The sequence below is a fragment of the Roseobacter sp. S87 genome, assembly GCF_055693285.1.
Genome location: NZ_JBVFTR010000004.1, coordinates 467650 through 481333, shown reverse-complemented (window position 1 = coordinate 481333; position 13684 = coordinate 467650). Strand labels below are relative to the sequence as shown.

Below are 13684 nucleotides of genomic sequence, written 5' to 3'. Positions count from 1 at the left end.
GCAATCCTCACCCGGGCAGAGCGTGTCGCTCAGGCCCGGTCAGACCCGAAAAGACCACTCAGACTGTTTCTGATGATATTGCGCACTTTCGGCCGCTTTCCAGTGCCAAATGGCAACGGGCGGCAAACCTCCATCGCGGCAACGCCAACCCGTGCGGTCAGCGCACCGTTCACGACCCCCTCGCCGAAACGGCGCGACAGCTTGCCCAGCAGCGAACCGCCCAGCACGGATTCCAGCATGTCATCACCCACCGCAACGGCACCCGTGGCGACCAGATGGGCTGTCACTGCGCGGGCCAGCCGCCAGCTACCCAGCACCCCGGCACGGCCACCGTAAATTTCCGCAATGCGCCGGATCATACGCAGGTTGGCCGTCAGAGCCGCCGCCACATCTGCCAGGGCCAGCGGCACGAGCGCTGTCACCGTGGCCACCTGGCGCGCCGCTGCTTCGACTTCACGCGACGCCATCGCATCCAGCGGCTGCAGCAATTCAGCTTCTGCAAGGCTCAGCAGAGCGCCCGCATCCATCTGGTCTTTTTCCAGATCAGCAAACCGCTCACGGCCCCAGCGCGTCTCTTCACGCCCACGGTAGAGCCCCACAAGCTGCCCTGTGACACGGCGCGCTGCCGTCAGATCCGCTTCCGCCAGCGCCGTGTCCGCCGCGCGGCGCAGCCCGTCGATACGGCCCAGACGACCAATCGCGGCAAGCTCGCGCAGCGCCAGCAGAACCAGAACCAGCAGGAAAGCGCCGGCCAGCCCGGCCAGCCCCCAGCCCAGAATGACATTCCGTTCGATGAGCCCCGTGACCACATCCCATGCCGCCAGCGATGCAAATGCGCCGACCAGCGCCGCAGCAAGCCCCAGAAACCAGCGCCCCAGCCGCGAGGGGCGACGCGCCGCGATCCGGGTCGCGGCCTGCATCGCCTGTCCCTGTGGCAAAGCACCCGCTACATCGGGAACCGGCGGCGCATCAGCGACCGAACCTGCAGCCTGTTCGTCTTCCAGATCGATCAGGACAGGACCGCGTGCCATCAGCTTTTGGCCCGCGTCCACTCAAACCGTATATCCGGCAGGCCCGCATCGTTTGTGCTGCCATCCGTCTGATCGGTCTGTATGAAACCGCGCAGCCCGTAAAACCGCGTGGCCCCGGTATTGGCCACGTAACTCCACAGGCTCAGGTGGTCACAGGCTGTCTTCGCGTCTTCGATCAGCGCGGTGCCGACACCATTGTCCTGCGCCTCGGGCAGGACATAGAGCGCATGCACATCCGACTCCCAGCGCGCGATAAACCCAACAAGGCGGCCATCCGTTTTGGCCACCCGGACCCAGCCTGCTTCAATCATATCACCGGCGTAACGGATTTCCTCCGCCGCGGAATGCACCCGTGGCAGCCAGGGCATCTGGTCATTGGTCTTTGACAGAATGTCCCCGATGGCACCCGCATCAAGCGAGCGTGCATCCGTAATAATCAGCTCAGTCATAGCCTATCCCCTAAAAGGAATTGGGCCGCGTGATCAAGCCGGATATGCGGTGGCCCGCCGGCAGAGCGCAAAGTTAACGGCTGGGGTGCGAAATTCATCACACGATAATCCGCATCAAGCCATTTTTCCGCGCCGTCGCGCGCCGGGTTCAGCAACTGACCCGGATCCTCCGGCAGCGCGCCGGGGTAAAAGGCTGCCAGTTTGCCTGTTTCCAGCAGGCGCCCGCGCACGACCCCGATCTCTTCGCCGTCGTGGGTCATCGTGTCCTCTGTAGTAGCCCTGAGCGCGGCAAGGGCCATCGCTTCGGTCGAGGCCCCCGCAAACCGCGCCCGGTCGGAGGCATCCCGCACCAGCGCCTGCATGATCCCTGTGAGCCGCCCGTGCTGGCTGTGATGCAGGTGATCGGCCTTGGTGGCGGCGAACAGGATCTTTTCCACCCGCCGCCCTTGGAAAAGGCGTGTCAGAAAGGCGTTCCGCCCGGGCCGGAATGCGTCCAGGATATCTGCCATAGCGCCGCGCATATCCTCTACCGCCTGTGGCCCGCGGTGAATGGCGCCGAGGGCATCCACCAGAACCACCTGGCGGTCGATCCGCGCAAAATGTTCCTGGAAAAACGGGCGCACGACTGATTTTTTGTAGGCCTCAAACCGGCGTGCCATCTCGCGGCGCAGCGATCCACGCGGGCCAGCTCCGCTCCCGGGCAATGGGGCAAAGGTCAGCACAGGCGAGCCCGCAAGATCGCCAGGCAGCAGGAACCGCCCCGGCGTGCAGTCATAAAAACCAGCATCCCGCGCGGCATTCAGGCTGTCGGTAAAGGCCGCCGCCAGCGCCTGGGCCCGGGCCTCCTCCAGTGGCGCATCCGGGTCAGTGTCCGAAAGCAGCCCGGACCACACCTCATTCGCGGGGCGCGTCTGCATCCGGGCCAGCACGCCCTCCGACCATTCCATATAACTCTTGTCCAGCAGCGCAAGATCCAGCAGCCATTCGCCCGGATAATCCACGATATCCACATGCAGCGTCCGCGCGCCCTGCAGCCCTGCCAGCAGCCCCCCGCGCCGCACCCGCAGAGACAGACGCAGTTCTGAGACCGCGCGCGTACTGTCCGGCCAGCGCGGCTCGCGCGCGGTCAGATTGCTCAGATGGGTCTCATACTCAAAGCGCGGCACCGTATCATCGGGCTGGGGTTGCAGAAAGGCAGCCTCCACCCGGCCCTCAGCCGCCGCCACAAGGTGTGGCATCCGCCCGCGTTCCAGCAGATTTGCGACCAGCGACGTGATGAAAACCGTCTTACCCGCCCGCGCGAGCCCCGTCACGCCGATCCGCACAACCGGCTCAAACAGCGTTTCGCTGACCGTATCCTGCACCGTCTCGACCTGGCGCAGAACCGTATCGGCGAGTGTGGAGATGACCAAAGCCCGACTGCCCCTGCTTTTCTGACTGCCCCCTACATAGGCCCCCCGCCGGTGCCGCGCCAGCCCGCAAAGCCATTTGACCTGCGCATCACAGCACGTTAGGGGCCACGCCATGCCCCGCTATGCGCTGAAAATCGAATATCATGGCAAACCCTTTGCCGGATGGCAGCGCCAGAAAGGCCCCGCCACGGTTCAGGAAGCGATAGAGACCGCCCTCGCGCGCGTCGAACCAGGCCCCTTTACCATCGCGGCCGCCGGCCGGACGGATGCAGGCGTACATGCTCTGGGTCAGGTGGCGCATTGCGATATGGCACGGGACTGGGACCCGTTCCGCCTCTCTGAAGCACTGAACTACCACCTGAAACCCGCGCCCGTCGCAATTGTGGACTGTGCCGCAGTGCCGGACGACTGGCACGCGCGCTTTTCGGCGACCGGGCGCCGGTACCTCTTTCGGATTCTGATGCGCCGGGCACCCGCAACCCATCAGGCGGGCCTCGTCTGGCAGGTCAGAAACACACTTGATGTCAGTGCCATGCAGGCAGGTGCGGATCACCTGACCGGCAGGCATGATTTCACGACCTTCCGCTCCAGCATCTGCCAGGCGGACAGCCCGGTGAAAACGCTGGACCGGCTGGACATCACAGAGGTCGATACCCCCGCCGGGCCTGAGGTGCATTTCGATGTGCGCGCGCGGTCTTTCCTGCACAATCAGGTCCGCAGCTTTGTGGGCACGCTGGAACGGGTGGGCAGTGGTGCCTGGGAACCGGACGACGTGCGCACAGCACTGGCGGCCTGCGACCGCGCCGCCTGCGGGCCGGTCAGCCCACCCGAAGGCCTGTATCTGCGCCACGTAACCTACCCGCAGGACCCGTTCAGCAGCTGAACTCAGTCGTTGTCGGTCAGCCCGGCTCCGGCACCTGCTGCCCGCGATGCGGCACTCTCCGGCACAAAGGTGCGTGCCGCCAGACCGGTCATTTCGTCAATCAGATCGGCGCAGCCGGTGATCCGCAACGGTTCAATTTTCGGGGCAGGCTTTGTGACATTGACGCTGACCCGCCAGTGGTCATTGTCCTCCGCAGCAAGCGTCGCAGCAAAGGGCAGCACCGCGACATAGGCCCTGACCAGGGCGTCGGGCGGCAGCATCTCAAAAACGCGCCCGCCTTCGCTCACTGCCTCATCGAGCACGACCGGCAAGCGCATCACCGGACCCCCATCCGGCAGCGCCTGCAGCGCCAGCCGAAGATCCTGCGGCGCGTTGCCGATCATCAGGTGAAAAGCTGCGGCGGTCCCGAAACGCGCGGCCTGGTCCGGCGGCGCACCCGCACCCCGGGCCGCTTTTGCGGCGAGGGCACTGACTTCTGTCGCGGACCAGCTCATCCGCCGTACACCGGCAGCCACCAGTCGTCTGCCTGCGGCCCCAGTTCATCCGCCAGCGGTGCGCCCTGACACAATGTGATCCGGGTCCAGCGGTCGGACTTCGGGTCAAACTTCGACGCGCCGAAGAACGACAGTTTGCACCGCAGCATGTCTATCGGCAGACAGGTCTCTGCAATCAGATTGTCGTGTATCTCTGCATAAGGATACCGGCTCCTGAGCGATACGCGCATCGCCGCCAGCGCGTGTTCGGGAAAGCGTTCCAGAAAGGCGGGAAGAGGTTCATCTATCACATTAAGATCATCGCGCAATGCATTGATACGTCTTGCAATATCCAGCGGACTCTCCAGCTCCGCTCCCTGCTCTTCAAACCGCAGCCCCAGCCGGGGTTCCTGCTTGGACGCACTTACATACCAGAACTGCCCGCACTGCGGACGCGCTCTGTAATCCACCCCCAGCGCCCAGCCGAAATCGCGGTCGATCGCCGCGCGCAGTTCTGCCGTCCCGCGGAATGGCACAACCATCGCACCGAAGGGATCGCTCATACAATCGGCCAGCCCGTCAACCAGATCGCCGAAAGGCTCAATGACCAGAGCCACCATCAGTTCCTGCAGGTCTTCTGATCCCTCCGACGTCAGTTCCAGCAAAGCAGCAGCGGGTGCCTCAGCTGTCTGCGCCTCCTGCACAAAGCGGTCCTGCAGGCCGTTCAAGTCCTGCCGCAACCGGTCGATGCGGCTCTGATGATCCGCGTCCGGCACATGCCATTCCGCCAGATGCCGCCCCGCCCGCGCGGCCAGATCACACAGGCGCGCCCGCACCCCGGTGGCGGGATCCTTGACCGCCCTCACGCGCGCCAGCGCGGTTTCCCGCGCGATCATCCAGTTGTTCAGCAACACCGGATGGTTGACCAGAAACGGTGCCATGCCCAGCCCTGTGGAATTGCCGATCCCCAGGTGCCGCCGTAACCGCCGGTCAAGCGGCGCGCCGCCCATGTGCTCAACCAGATCATGGGTAAACTGACGGATCATCCAGACCGTCAGCATCTCCGCCATGAACGGACCGCCCAGACCAGGACGGCTGTCATAGAGCCCGCGGTCGGCGATTCCGAATTTCCCGTTTCCGTAAACAGCCGTCGTGCGCATCAGATAGCCGGTGTCCCGCACCAGCGCCTCGTCCGGCTGTTCGCCTGCCTTCAGGCGCTCCACCACATGGGCAAAGAGCCGTACGGATTTATTGGCCCGGCTCAGCACCAGGTCCCGTTCTGTGAACCGTGCGGCTTCCTGTTTCGGAGCGGCCGCACAGATCCGGGCAATTTCGTCCGCATCCGGCACCCCGTCATAAAGCACATAGGCTGTGTCCCAGGCCGTTGCGATAACCCTGTCCGTGCGTTGTTCCGGCGGCAGGTCACTGGAAACCGCCACCAGCGAATAGGTGTGGCCGCCAAGATCAACAGAATAGACCGCATGCCCGAACCCCTGGCCGGAGATATTCCAGACCGGTCGCGTAAGCTGAGCCTGTTCATCAGACAGCCGGCGGATCAGCGTGCGCAGGAAAGACAAACGTGTGGGGAACATCGAGCCCATGCGGCTCAGGCGCATCACCGTTCCGGGCGGCCTGAGTGGCGCCTGCGGGATATCCAGGAAGTCCCTCATGCGGGCCCGAAGCCTGCGTCGTAAAAGCGGTGCCAGTTGGCGCCCATGATCCCGTCAACGTCAGCGTCTGACAGACCAGCTGCAAGCAAACCCTTGCGAATATTGTCAAAATCACGGTTGTCCGCGAACCAGTCCGGCATCGGCGGAAAACCCGCGTTGCTCGCCGAGCCTTCGCCATAGTCAATCACTTTGGACCAGCGCCCGACGCGCATCCATTCCACGATACTGTCCGGCTGATCCTGGCAGAGGTCCGTGCCGATCCCCAGATGCTGCGCGCCATAACGGTCCGCCGCCTGGGCCACCATGCCGCAGAAACTCTCCAGCGTGCAGTCCGTCCCGCCTGCCAGATGGTGCGGATAAACGGAAAACCCGAGCATTCCGCCCGCCTCTGTCAGTGCCCGCAGCACCCTGTCCGATTTGTTGCGCAGCGCTGCATGCCACCAGTGCGGATTGGCATGCGTGATCGCGATGGGCCGGGTCGAATGCTCAATGGCTTCCAGCGTGGACCGTTCGGCAGAATGCGACATGTCCACCACCATGCCCACGCGGTTCATTTCCCGCACGACCTGTTTACCCATGCGGGTCAGGCCGGTGTCGTCATCCTCGTAGCACCCGGTCGCCAGCAGGGACTGATTGTTATAGGTGAGCTGCATGAACCGCACGCCCAGCTGGTGGCAGATTTCCACCAGCCCGATGTCGTCCTCAATGGGGCTGGGGTTCTGGAACCCGAAAAAGATCGCGGTGCGGCCCGTCTCCTGCGCCAGGACGACATCGGCTGCAGTTGTGCCCTTAAAAATCAGATCCGGATGCGCCTCGAACCAGCGGTTCCACTGCTCAAGGTTCAGCACCATCTCCCGGAAACTTTCGTGATAGGCGATGGTGACATGAACAGCGTCCACGCCGCCTGCCCGCATCTGAGCAAAAATCTCAGGTGAGAACCGGGCATACTGGAGGTTATCGATAAAGGGCGCACGCATGTGCAGACTGTGCGGCCAATCCCGAACGATCTCAATTCAAAAAACGACACACCCGCACGGGAAAACCGCGTTTTTGCGACGCACTTCGGCTGTTGCCACCGACAGAACGCTTTCACAAAGCGCACTACCAGTGATCAAATTTTCCCGAAATAATGCCGGTACTTAACAAAAAGCCACAAAACGCACGCTTTGAAGCTCCCGGGCAGGCAGAAGCCGAAACTTCGCCTGCCCGGTCACCATTAACCGCAGTACTCACTACCCTGAGCGTCAGACTCCCCTCCGCGCCCAGTCATATAAGAAACGCCCGAACGGCCCGGTAGTTTCACAAAGCGATGAAATTTTTTTAAAGTTCGGAAACAGCGGCCGATGCCAGCACCTCACCGGTGGGCGCACCAGTCGGTGAACCGCCCGGAGGCTCGTCAGAGATGGCCAGGGTCAGCGACGCCGCCTGCAGCGCCAGTGTATCGGGGATCTGCACCCAGATCTGCAGGCCGTCGGGCAGCACGCCCAGCGACACCGGTGCCTCTCCTTCTGCAATGGCCCAGATTTCCAGCACCCGGCCGTCCCGCGCACCGCCGGCGGTCCGGCTGACCACGATCCCCCCGCGCGACGGGTCATAGACCGCCAGGATGGTCAGCCCTTCGTCGGCATTCTCCAGCTGGGCTGCAAAAGACGGCACGTCCGGTCTGTTATCGACGGTCAGATCGTTCAGGCTGATCCACGCCGCGGCAGCCAGTGCGGCAAAGCTGATCAGCTGCCAGGTGCCCGCCCGCTGCAGCAGCGGCCGGCGCTCTGCTCCGAAGAGCCGGTGCTTAAGGCGTTTGCGGGCCCGCCGGGGCGGCTTTACCGGGTGGATGTCCTCCACCAGCACCGCGAACCGCTCCTGCCACTGGGCAACCGCCGCGATAAACGCGGGGTCAGACCGCAGCGATTCCTGTACCAGACCGGCATCTTCGGGCGGGGTCAGACCCAGCGCGTACTCGGCCGCAATAAACTGCAGATCCTCGCGGTGCGGGCCCATGTCGTCCTGTGGATCGGGGGTTTCAGGCGTATCACTCATGCCGACATACACTCCCGCAGCGCGATAAGCCCGCGGCGCAGCCAGGTCCGCATCGTGTTGAGCGGCACGCCAAAACGTTCCGCCAGATCCGCATAGCTCTGCCCGTCAATATAGGCCCCGCGCACGGCCTCGCCGCGTTTCTCCTCCAGCCCGTCGAGGCATTTCACCAGCTTCTTCGCTTCGGATGCGGCAACCGCAGACTGCTCGGGCGATGGCCCGGGGGCCGCAAGAACCGTCTCGACCACATCCAGATCCATATGCCCTGCGCGCCGTGCACGGACCCGGTCAATCGCGGTGTTCCGGGCAATGGTGATCAGCCACGTCATCGGGCTCAGCCCGTTCGCTTTGTACCGGCCGGCATTGTTCCAGATCTTCACGTAGGCATCCTGCATCGCGTCCTCGGCCGCGGCCTTGTCACTCAGGATACGAAGACAAACAGCGAAAAGTTTCGCACTGGTCGCATCATAGAGCGCCTCAAACGCGGTTTTGTCGCGTAAAGCGGTCCTGGCGATCAGCTTTTCGATCTTTTTTCGGTTCATCGCGGTCCCCCCGGCACAGGCGGCATTTAGGCTGCGCCATGCGGCGCTGTCAAACGGTCCCCGCGCTCAGATCTTCTGCTGGGTATAGCGACGCAGCTCAGCACGCGCGACCTGCCTGCGGTGCACCGCATCCGGGCCATCGGCAAAGCGCAGCGCCCGCTGCCAGGTCCAGGCCATCGCCAGCGGTGTATCCTGGCTGATCCCCTGCCCGCCGTGCATCTGCATCGCCTCGTCCAGCACCTTGAGCGCCATGCGCGGGGCCACCACCTTGATCTGACTGATCCAGGGGGCCGCGGCCCGTGCATCGCCCTGATCCATCATCCATGCCGCCTTCAGACACAGCAGCCGGGCCATCTCGATCTCCATGCGGGCCTCGGCGATGATGTCGAAATTGGCACCCAGATGCACCAGTGGCTTGCCAAAGGCTTCCTTCTGCAGCGACCGGCGGCACATCAGTTCCAGCGCGGCCTCCGCCTGGCCGACCGACCGCATGCAATGGTGGATGCGCCCGGGCCCCAGGCGGCCCTGCGCGATCTCAAACCCGCGCCCCTCACCCAGCAGCATATCTACCGCCGGCACGCGTACATCCGTGAACCGGATATGCATGTGCCCGTGCGGCGCATCATCATGACCAAACACCAGCATCGGGCGCAGTACTTCGATCCCCGGCGTCTTTGCATCCACCACGATCATCGAATGGCGCTGGTGTTTCGGTGCGTCCGCGTCCCCCGTGCGCACCATCACGATGTACACGGCACAGCGGGGATCACCCGCACCGCTGGCCCAGTATTTTTCGCCATTCAGGACATAGTCATCCCCGTCCCGCACGCAGGACATGGCAATGTTGGTCGCGTCCGAACTTGCAACCTCCGGCTCCGTCATCAGGTAAGCCGACCGGATTTCCCCCTCCAGCAGCCGGGCAAGCCAGCGCTCTTTCAACGCGGGCGTGCCATAGCGTTCGAACACTTCCATATTGCCGGTATCTGGCGCTGAGCAGTTGAACACCTCTGCCGCCAGTGGCGTCTTGCCCATCTCTTCGGCGAAATAGGCGTATTCCACCGTGCTCAGCCCGAACCCACGCTCAGAATCGGTCAGCCAGAAGTTCCAGAGCCCCTCTGATTTCGCTCTGGCCTTCAGCCCTTCCAGGATTTCCGCCTGCCGGTCGGTATAGCCCCAGCGATCGCCTTTGCCGACTTCGGCCTGATATTCCGCTTCCAGCGGCATCACCTCATCACGGATCATCTCCGCCACCCGGTCCAGCAACGCGCGGTTTTCCGGCCGCATGCCAAAGTTCATATCCACTGCAAATCCTCCCGCGCGCGTGTTGGGGCTTTCCCCGCGCTGCCAGACTTGCTTAGATCGCAGGGACTTGTCCATGGGCCTTTGGGAAAACCGGAATGCACAGCTTTGACCGCGCCGAACTGGAACGCAGCCTGCAGGAAAACGTGCACGGCTTCACCACGCTCGATGACATCACCAAGTTCGCGGATGGGCAGTCAAACCCGACCTATCAGGTCCGCAGCGGCTCAGAGGCCTATGTACTGCGCGCCAAACCGCCGGGCAAACTGCTGAAATCGGCCCATGCGGTGGATCGCGAACACCGGGTGATGCAGGCGCTGGCAGACACCGGCGTGCCCGTGCCGCAGGTCTTTTACCTCTCGGACGATGAAAGCCCGCTGGGCACACAGTTCATGGTCATGGAACTGGTCGAGGGACGGATTTTCTGGGACCCGGCCCTGCCCGATCAGGAGCGCGGCGCGCGGCGGCGCATCTATGACGCCATGAACAGCACACTCGCCCGCCTGCACCGTGTGGATCCAGCCGCCATCGGCCTTGGTGATTATGGCAGGCCGGGCAATTATTTCGAGCGTCAGGTCACGCGCTGGTCGCGCCAGTACCGTGACAGCGCCACCGATCCGCTGCCGGATGCGGACTGGCTGATGGCGTGGCTGGACGAACATATGGTGGCAGATGACGGTGAAAACAGCATCGTGCATGGCGACTACCGGATTGATAACATTATCTTTCACCCCGACCGCGAAGAGATCGCCGCCGTGCTCGACTGGGAACTCAGCACACTGGGGCACCCTCTGGCGGACCTCGCGTATCAGTGCATGCACTGGCGGCTGCCTTACGAGGGTGACTTCCGCGGTCTTGGCGGCGTGGACCGGCATGCTGCTGGCCTGCCGGACGAGGATGAATACGTCGAACGGTATTGTGACCGGCGTGGGCTGGACCGCCCCGACAACTGGGCGTTTTACGTCGTCTTCTCGTACTTCCGCCTGCTGGCCATTCTGCAGGGAGTTTACCGGCGGGGCCTTGATGGCAACGCCTCAAACCCCGGGGACAGCCAGCGCTGGCGGCCCATTATTGCAATGATGGCGCGCGATGCCCGCACGCTGGCTGAAAAGGTATAAGCGCATGAAAACGATTGATTATTATTACAGCTGCCATTCGGTTTTCGCCTATTTCGGCGCCTGGCGGCTCGAAGAAATCGCGGCTGAAAAGGGCGCGCAGATCGTGCACCGCCCGTTTGATCTGGATCCGGTGATGCAGGCCGCGGGCAGCCAGCCTTTTGCGGAACGCAGCAAGGCCCACCGCGCTTATTTCTTTGGCCGTGAAATCGCCCGCTGGGCCGAATACCGCGACCTGCCGATCATCGGGCGCAGGCCTGTGCATCACGACAACCCGCTGGCCCCGGGCAACGGGATCATCATCGCGGCCCAGCGCGCAGGAGAGGACGCAGGGGCCCTGTCGAGCGCGATCCTCCAGGCGCACTGGCGCGACGATGCCGACATGGCCGATCCCGCCACGCTGACCGCTCTCGCCAATGGCTGTGGTATGCCCGGCGATACCCTGATGGCAGAGGCTTTGTCAGACACAGTTCAGGCCGAACACGCCGAAAACACCCGCAGCGCAATCGCTGCCGGTCTCTTCGGCTCGCCCACCTATTTCGTCGACGGCGACATGTTTTACGGACAGGACCGGCTGGAACTGGTGGCACGCGCGCTCGATGCGCCCTTTGCCCGCTGAGGCATCACAAAGCTTGACGCGCCCCGCAATCGGGTGTTCCTGAACGCTGCAGGGTCTGGGAATATGGGCGATGTCGGCACAGCACAGCAACTATGACGTAGTGATCGTCGGAGGCGCGATGTACGGCGCATCCATGTCGTGGTGGCTCAGCCGGATGCCCGGTTTTGACGGCCGCATCCTCGTCATCGAACGCGACCCGACCTATGAGTTTGCCGCCACCAGCCATACGAACAGCTGCATCCGCCAGCAGTTTTCCAACCCCGTGAACATCGCCATCTCGCGGTTCGGGGCGGAATTCGTGCACAATTTCCGCGACTTCCTGGGCGGCGATCCGGCTGTGCCCGACCTTGCGCTGCACAGTTTCGGCTATCTCTACCTCGCCGACACGCCGGAATTTGCCGCCACTCTGCAGGAGAGCCAGAAAATTCAGGCCGGGCTCGGGGCTGCAACTCAGCACCTTTCCCGCGCAGACATCGCGGAAAAATGGCCCTTCTACCAGTTGGATGACATCACCGCCGGCAACCACAACGCCGTGGACGAAGGATATTTCGACGGCGGCACCATGTTTGACTGGTTCCGCCGGATGGGCGCGCGCAACGGCGTGGAATACATCCATGACGAGGTCACGGGGATTGTGAAAAACGCCGGGCGCATCGACAGCGTCACGCTGAAATCCGGCGCATCCATCGGCTGCGGCGTGCTGGTCAATGCCGCGGGCACACGCGGCGCGCAGGTGGCCGCGCTGGCCGGGCTGCACATCCCCGTCGAGCCGCGCAAACGCTATACCTATATCCTCGAGGCCGCCGAACCGCTCGACCGCGATCTGCCGCTGACCATTGACCCCTCGGGCGTACATTTCCGCACCGACGGGCGCTATTACATGCTGGGCGGGCACGCCGATCATGACCCCGCCGTGGATCATGACGACTTCATAGCTGATCACAGCCTGTGGGAAGAAAAGTTCTGGCCTATCCTCGCCACCCGCGTACCTGCTTTCGAACGCGTCCGGGTGATCAACATGTGGATCGGGCATTACGACTATAACACGCTGGATCAGAACGCGATTGTCGGCCCCTCGCCCGAGATCGGCAACTTTATGTTTCTCAACGGCTTTTCCGGCCACGGGCTGCAACAGGCGCCGGCACTCGGACGCGGCCTGGCGGAGCTGATCACTGACGGCAGCTACCGCAGCATTGACCTTTCGGCCTTTGGGGCCGGCCGCATTCTTGCGGGGGAAAAGTTCCCCGAAAAAGCGGTCATCTGACCACACGAACAGGAGACTCACATGAAAATCGTCCTCACAGGTGCCGCCGGCCGGCTGGGCTCATATCTGCGCGAACCACTGTCGAAACTCTGCGATGCGCTGGTCAGCACCGATATCGCCGATGACATCGGCACGCTCTATCCCGGCGAGACCTATATGAAGGCCGATCTGGCCTCTTATGACGAGGTCGCTGCTGTGGTGGAGGGTGCGGATATGGTGGTGCACTTCGGCGCCATCGTGGATGAGAAACCCTTCCCCGAACTGCTGGGTCCGAACTTTGTCGGTTCTTACAACATCTGGGAAGCAGGGTATCAGACCGGTGTGCGTCGGATCGTCTATGCCTCGTCGATCCACGCGGTTGGCATGTATCCCAAGGCCGAATGCGTTGACACCGAAGTACCCCACCGGCCGGACACCTTCTATGGTCTCGCCAAGTGTTTTACCGAGGATCTGGGCCGGATGTACTGGGACAAACGCGGGCTTGAATCCGTGCACCTGCGTATCCTCAGCTGCACCACCGTCGGCAATGCCCGTGCGCTGGGATCCTGGCTCAGCTATGACGACCTGATCCAGCTGGTGACACGCGCCATCGACACTCCCTCGACCGGGTTTGCGGTGATCTACGGTGTGTCGGACAATGACAGGCGGCCCGTGGACAATGCAAAAGCTTCGTTTCTGGGGTACCGCCCAAAGGATAACGCGGAACAGTTCGCGGCAGACATCCTCGCCAAAGAGCCCCCCGCAGATATCCGCGATCCGGGCGAAATGTGCCACGGTGGTCCCTTTGCAAAATTCGACCTCGGTCAGAGCGCCCTTTCCGTAATGAATATCGACACTACAAAGAAAGAAACCTGACACCCCGCACGACCGGCCCCGACCGGGCAAAGGAGAAT

General features: G+C 63.1%; 14 protein-coding genes. 5 read left to right on the top strand and 9 right to left on the bottom strand.

The window, feature by feature from the left end; translation table 11 throughout:
- Positions 1-29: 29 nt before the first annotated feature.
- From ACZ1HA_RS03200 to ACZ1HA_RS03190, 3 genes are read right to left on the bottom strand one after another with little or no spacing between them, the layout of a single operon-like run.
- Positions 30-1031 (bottom strand): YcjF family protein, encoded by a 1002-nt coding sequence (locus ACZ1HA_RS03200; RefSeq protein WP_375228401.1) that lies wholly within the window; start codon positions 1029-1031, stop codon positions 30-32.
- Positions 1031-1480, bottom strand: a complete 450-nt coding sequence (locus ACZ1HA_RS03195; RefSeq protein ID WP_375228402.1) for a GNAT family N-acetyltransferase — start codon at positions 1478-1480, stop codon at positions 1031-1033. Before ACZ1HA_RS03195 ends, ACZ1HA_RS03200 begins: the two co-directional genes overlap by 1 nt.
- Entirely contained in the window at positions 1477-2892 is a 1416-nt protein-coding gene (locus tag ACZ1HA_RS03190; protein ID WP_472712844.1) for a YcjX family GTP-binding protein, read from the bottom strand. The genes ACZ1HA_RS03195 and ACZ1HA_RS03190 overlap by 4 nt, the downstream gene beginning before the upstream one ends.
- Positions 2893-3004: 112 nt before the next feature.
- Here ACZ1HA_RS03190 and truA point away from each other — a divergent pair, with 112 nt between their 5' ends.
- Positions 3005-3775 carry a tRNA pseudouridine(38-40) synthase TruA gene (truA, locus tag ACZ1HA_RS03185; protein WP_472712843.1) on the top strand — a complete coding sequence of 257 codons (771 nt, stop codon included), beginning with the start codon at positions 3005-3007 and terminating at the stop codon, positions 3773-3775.
- A gap of 2 nt (positions 3776-3777) precedes the next feature.
- Here truA and ACZ1HA_RS03180 read toward each other — a convergent pair whose 3' ends face one another.
- The 6 genes from ACZ1HA_RS03180 to ACZ1HA_RS03155 form a co-directional block, all read right to left on the bottom strand.
- Positions 3778-4269, bottom strand: a complete 492-nt coding sequence (locus ACZ1HA_RS03180; protein ID WP_472712842.1) for a hypothetical protein — start codon at positions 4267-4269, stop codon at positions 3778-3780.
- Positions 4266-5918 carry a hypothetical protein gene (locus tag ACZ1HA_RS03175; RefSeq protein ID WP_472712841.1) on the bottom strand — a complete coding sequence of 551 codons (1653 nt, stop codon included), beginning with the start codon at positions 5916-5918 and terminating at the stop codon, positions 4266-4268. The genes ACZ1HA_RS03180 and ACZ1HA_RS03175 overlap by 4 nt, the downstream gene beginning before the upstream one ends.
- A complete protein-coding gene (locus tag ACZ1HA_RS03170) occupies positions 5915-6901 on the bottom strand; it encodes a membrane dipeptidase (protein WP_472715276.1) in 987 nt (328 codons plus the stop codon). The genes ACZ1HA_RS03175 and ACZ1HA_RS03170 overlap by 4 nt, the downstream gene beginning before the upstream one ends.
- Before the next feature lie 337 nt (positions 6902-7238).
- Positions 7239-7955: an anti-sigma factor gene (locus ACZ1HA_RS03165; protein ID WP_472712840.1), complete on the bottom strand. Its 717-nt coding sequence runs from the start codon at positions 7953-7955 to the stop codon at positions 7239-7241.
- On the bottom strand, positions 7952-8494 hold the full coding sequence (locus ACZ1HA_RS03160) for a sigma-70 family RNA polymerase sigma factor (protein WP_436397568.1): 543 nt from the start codon (positions 8492-8494) through the stop codon (positions 7952-7954). The genes ACZ1HA_RS03165 and ACZ1HA_RS03160 overlap by 4 nt, the downstream gene beginning before the upstream one ends.
- A 66-nt stretch (positions 8495-8560) precedes the next feature.
- Positions 8561-9796 (bottom strand): acyl-CoA dehydrogenase family protein, encoded by a 1236-nt coding sequence (locus ACZ1HA_RS03155; protein WP_472712839.1) that lies wholly within the window; start codon positions 9794-9796, stop codon positions 8561-8563.
- Between the two features lie 95 nt (positions 9797-9891).
- On the opposite strand from ACZ1HA_RS03155, the gene ACZ1HA_RS03150 reads away from it, so the two are divergent.
- From ACZ1HA_RS03150 to ACZ1HA_RS03135, 4 genes are all read left to right on the top strand, one after another.
- Positions 9892-10911 (top strand): phosphotransferase family protein, encoded by a 1020-nt coding sequence (locus tag ACZ1HA_RS03150; protein ID WP_472712838.1) that lies wholly within the window; start codon positions 9892-9894, stop codon positions 10909-10911.
- 4 nt (positions 10912-10915) lie between these two features.
- Complete coding sequence (locus ACZ1HA_RS03145) at positions 10916-11527, top strand: DsbA family protein (protein WP_472712837.1); 612 nt, start codon at positions 10916-10918, stop codon at positions 11525-11527.
- Positions 11528-11597: 70 nt separating this feature from the next.
- The gene (locus tag ACZ1HA_RS03140; protein WP_472712836.1) at positions 11598-12791 is read left to right on the top strand and encodes an NAD(P)/FAD-dependent oxidoreductase; all 1194 of its coding nucleotides are present in this window, start codon (positions 11598-11600) and stop codon (positions 12789-12791) included.
- A gap of 21 nt (positions 12792-12812) precedes the next feature.
- The gene (locus ACZ1HA_RS03135) at positions 12813-13646 is read left to right on the top strand and encodes an NAD-dependent epimerase/dehydratase family protein (RefSeq protein WP_472712835.1); all 834 of its coding nucleotides are present in this window, start codon (positions 12813-12815) and stop codon (positions 13644-13646) included.
- Positions 13647-13684 lie beyond the last annotated feature (38 nt).

Coding starts and splice junctions, on each gene's coding strand:
- ACZ1HA_RS03200 (WP_375228401.1), bottom strand. CDS start 1,031: ATGGCACGCGGTCCTGTCCTGATCGATCTGGAAGACGAACAGGCTGCA.
- ACZ1HA_RS03195 (WP_375228402.1), bottom strand. CDS start 1,480: ATGACTGAGCTGATTATTACGGATGCACGCTCGCTTGATGCGGGTGCC.
- truA (WP_472712843.1), top strand. CDS start 3,005: ATGCCCCGCTATGCGCTGAAAATCGAATATCATGGCAAACCCTTTGCC.
- ACZ1HA_RS03180 (WP_472712842.1), bottom strand. CDS start 4,269: ATGAGCTGGTCCGCGACAGAAGTCAGTGCCCTCGCCGCAAAAGCGGCC.
- ACZ1HA_RS03175 (WP_472712841.1), bottom strand. CDS start 5,918: ATGAGGGACTTCCTGGATATCCCGCAGGCGCCACTCAGGCCGCCCGGA.
- ACZ1HA_RS03165 (WP_472712840.1), bottom strand. CDS start 7,955: ATGAGTGATACGCCTGAAACCCCCGATCCACAGGACGACATGGGCCCG.
- ACZ1HA_RS03160 (WP_436397568.1), bottom strand. CDS start 8,494: ATGAACCGAAAAAAGATCGAAAAGCTGATCGCCAGGACCGCTTTACGC.
- ACZ1HA_RS03150 (WP_472712838.1), top strand. CDS start 9,892: ATGCACAGCTTTGACCGCGCCGAACTGGAACGCAGCCTGCAGGAAAAC.
- ACZ1HA_RS03145 (WP_472712837.1), top strand. CDS start 10,916: ATGAAAACGATTGATTATTATTACAGCTGCCATTCGGTTTTCGCCTAT.
- ACZ1HA_RS03140 (WP_472712836.1), top strand. CDS start 11,598: ATGTCGGCACAGCACAGCAACTATGACGTAGTGATCGTCGGAGGCGCG.
- ACZ1HA_RS03135 (WP_472712835.1), top strand. CDS start 12,813: ATGAAAATCGTCCTCACAGGTGCCGCCGGCCGGCTGGGCTCATATCTG.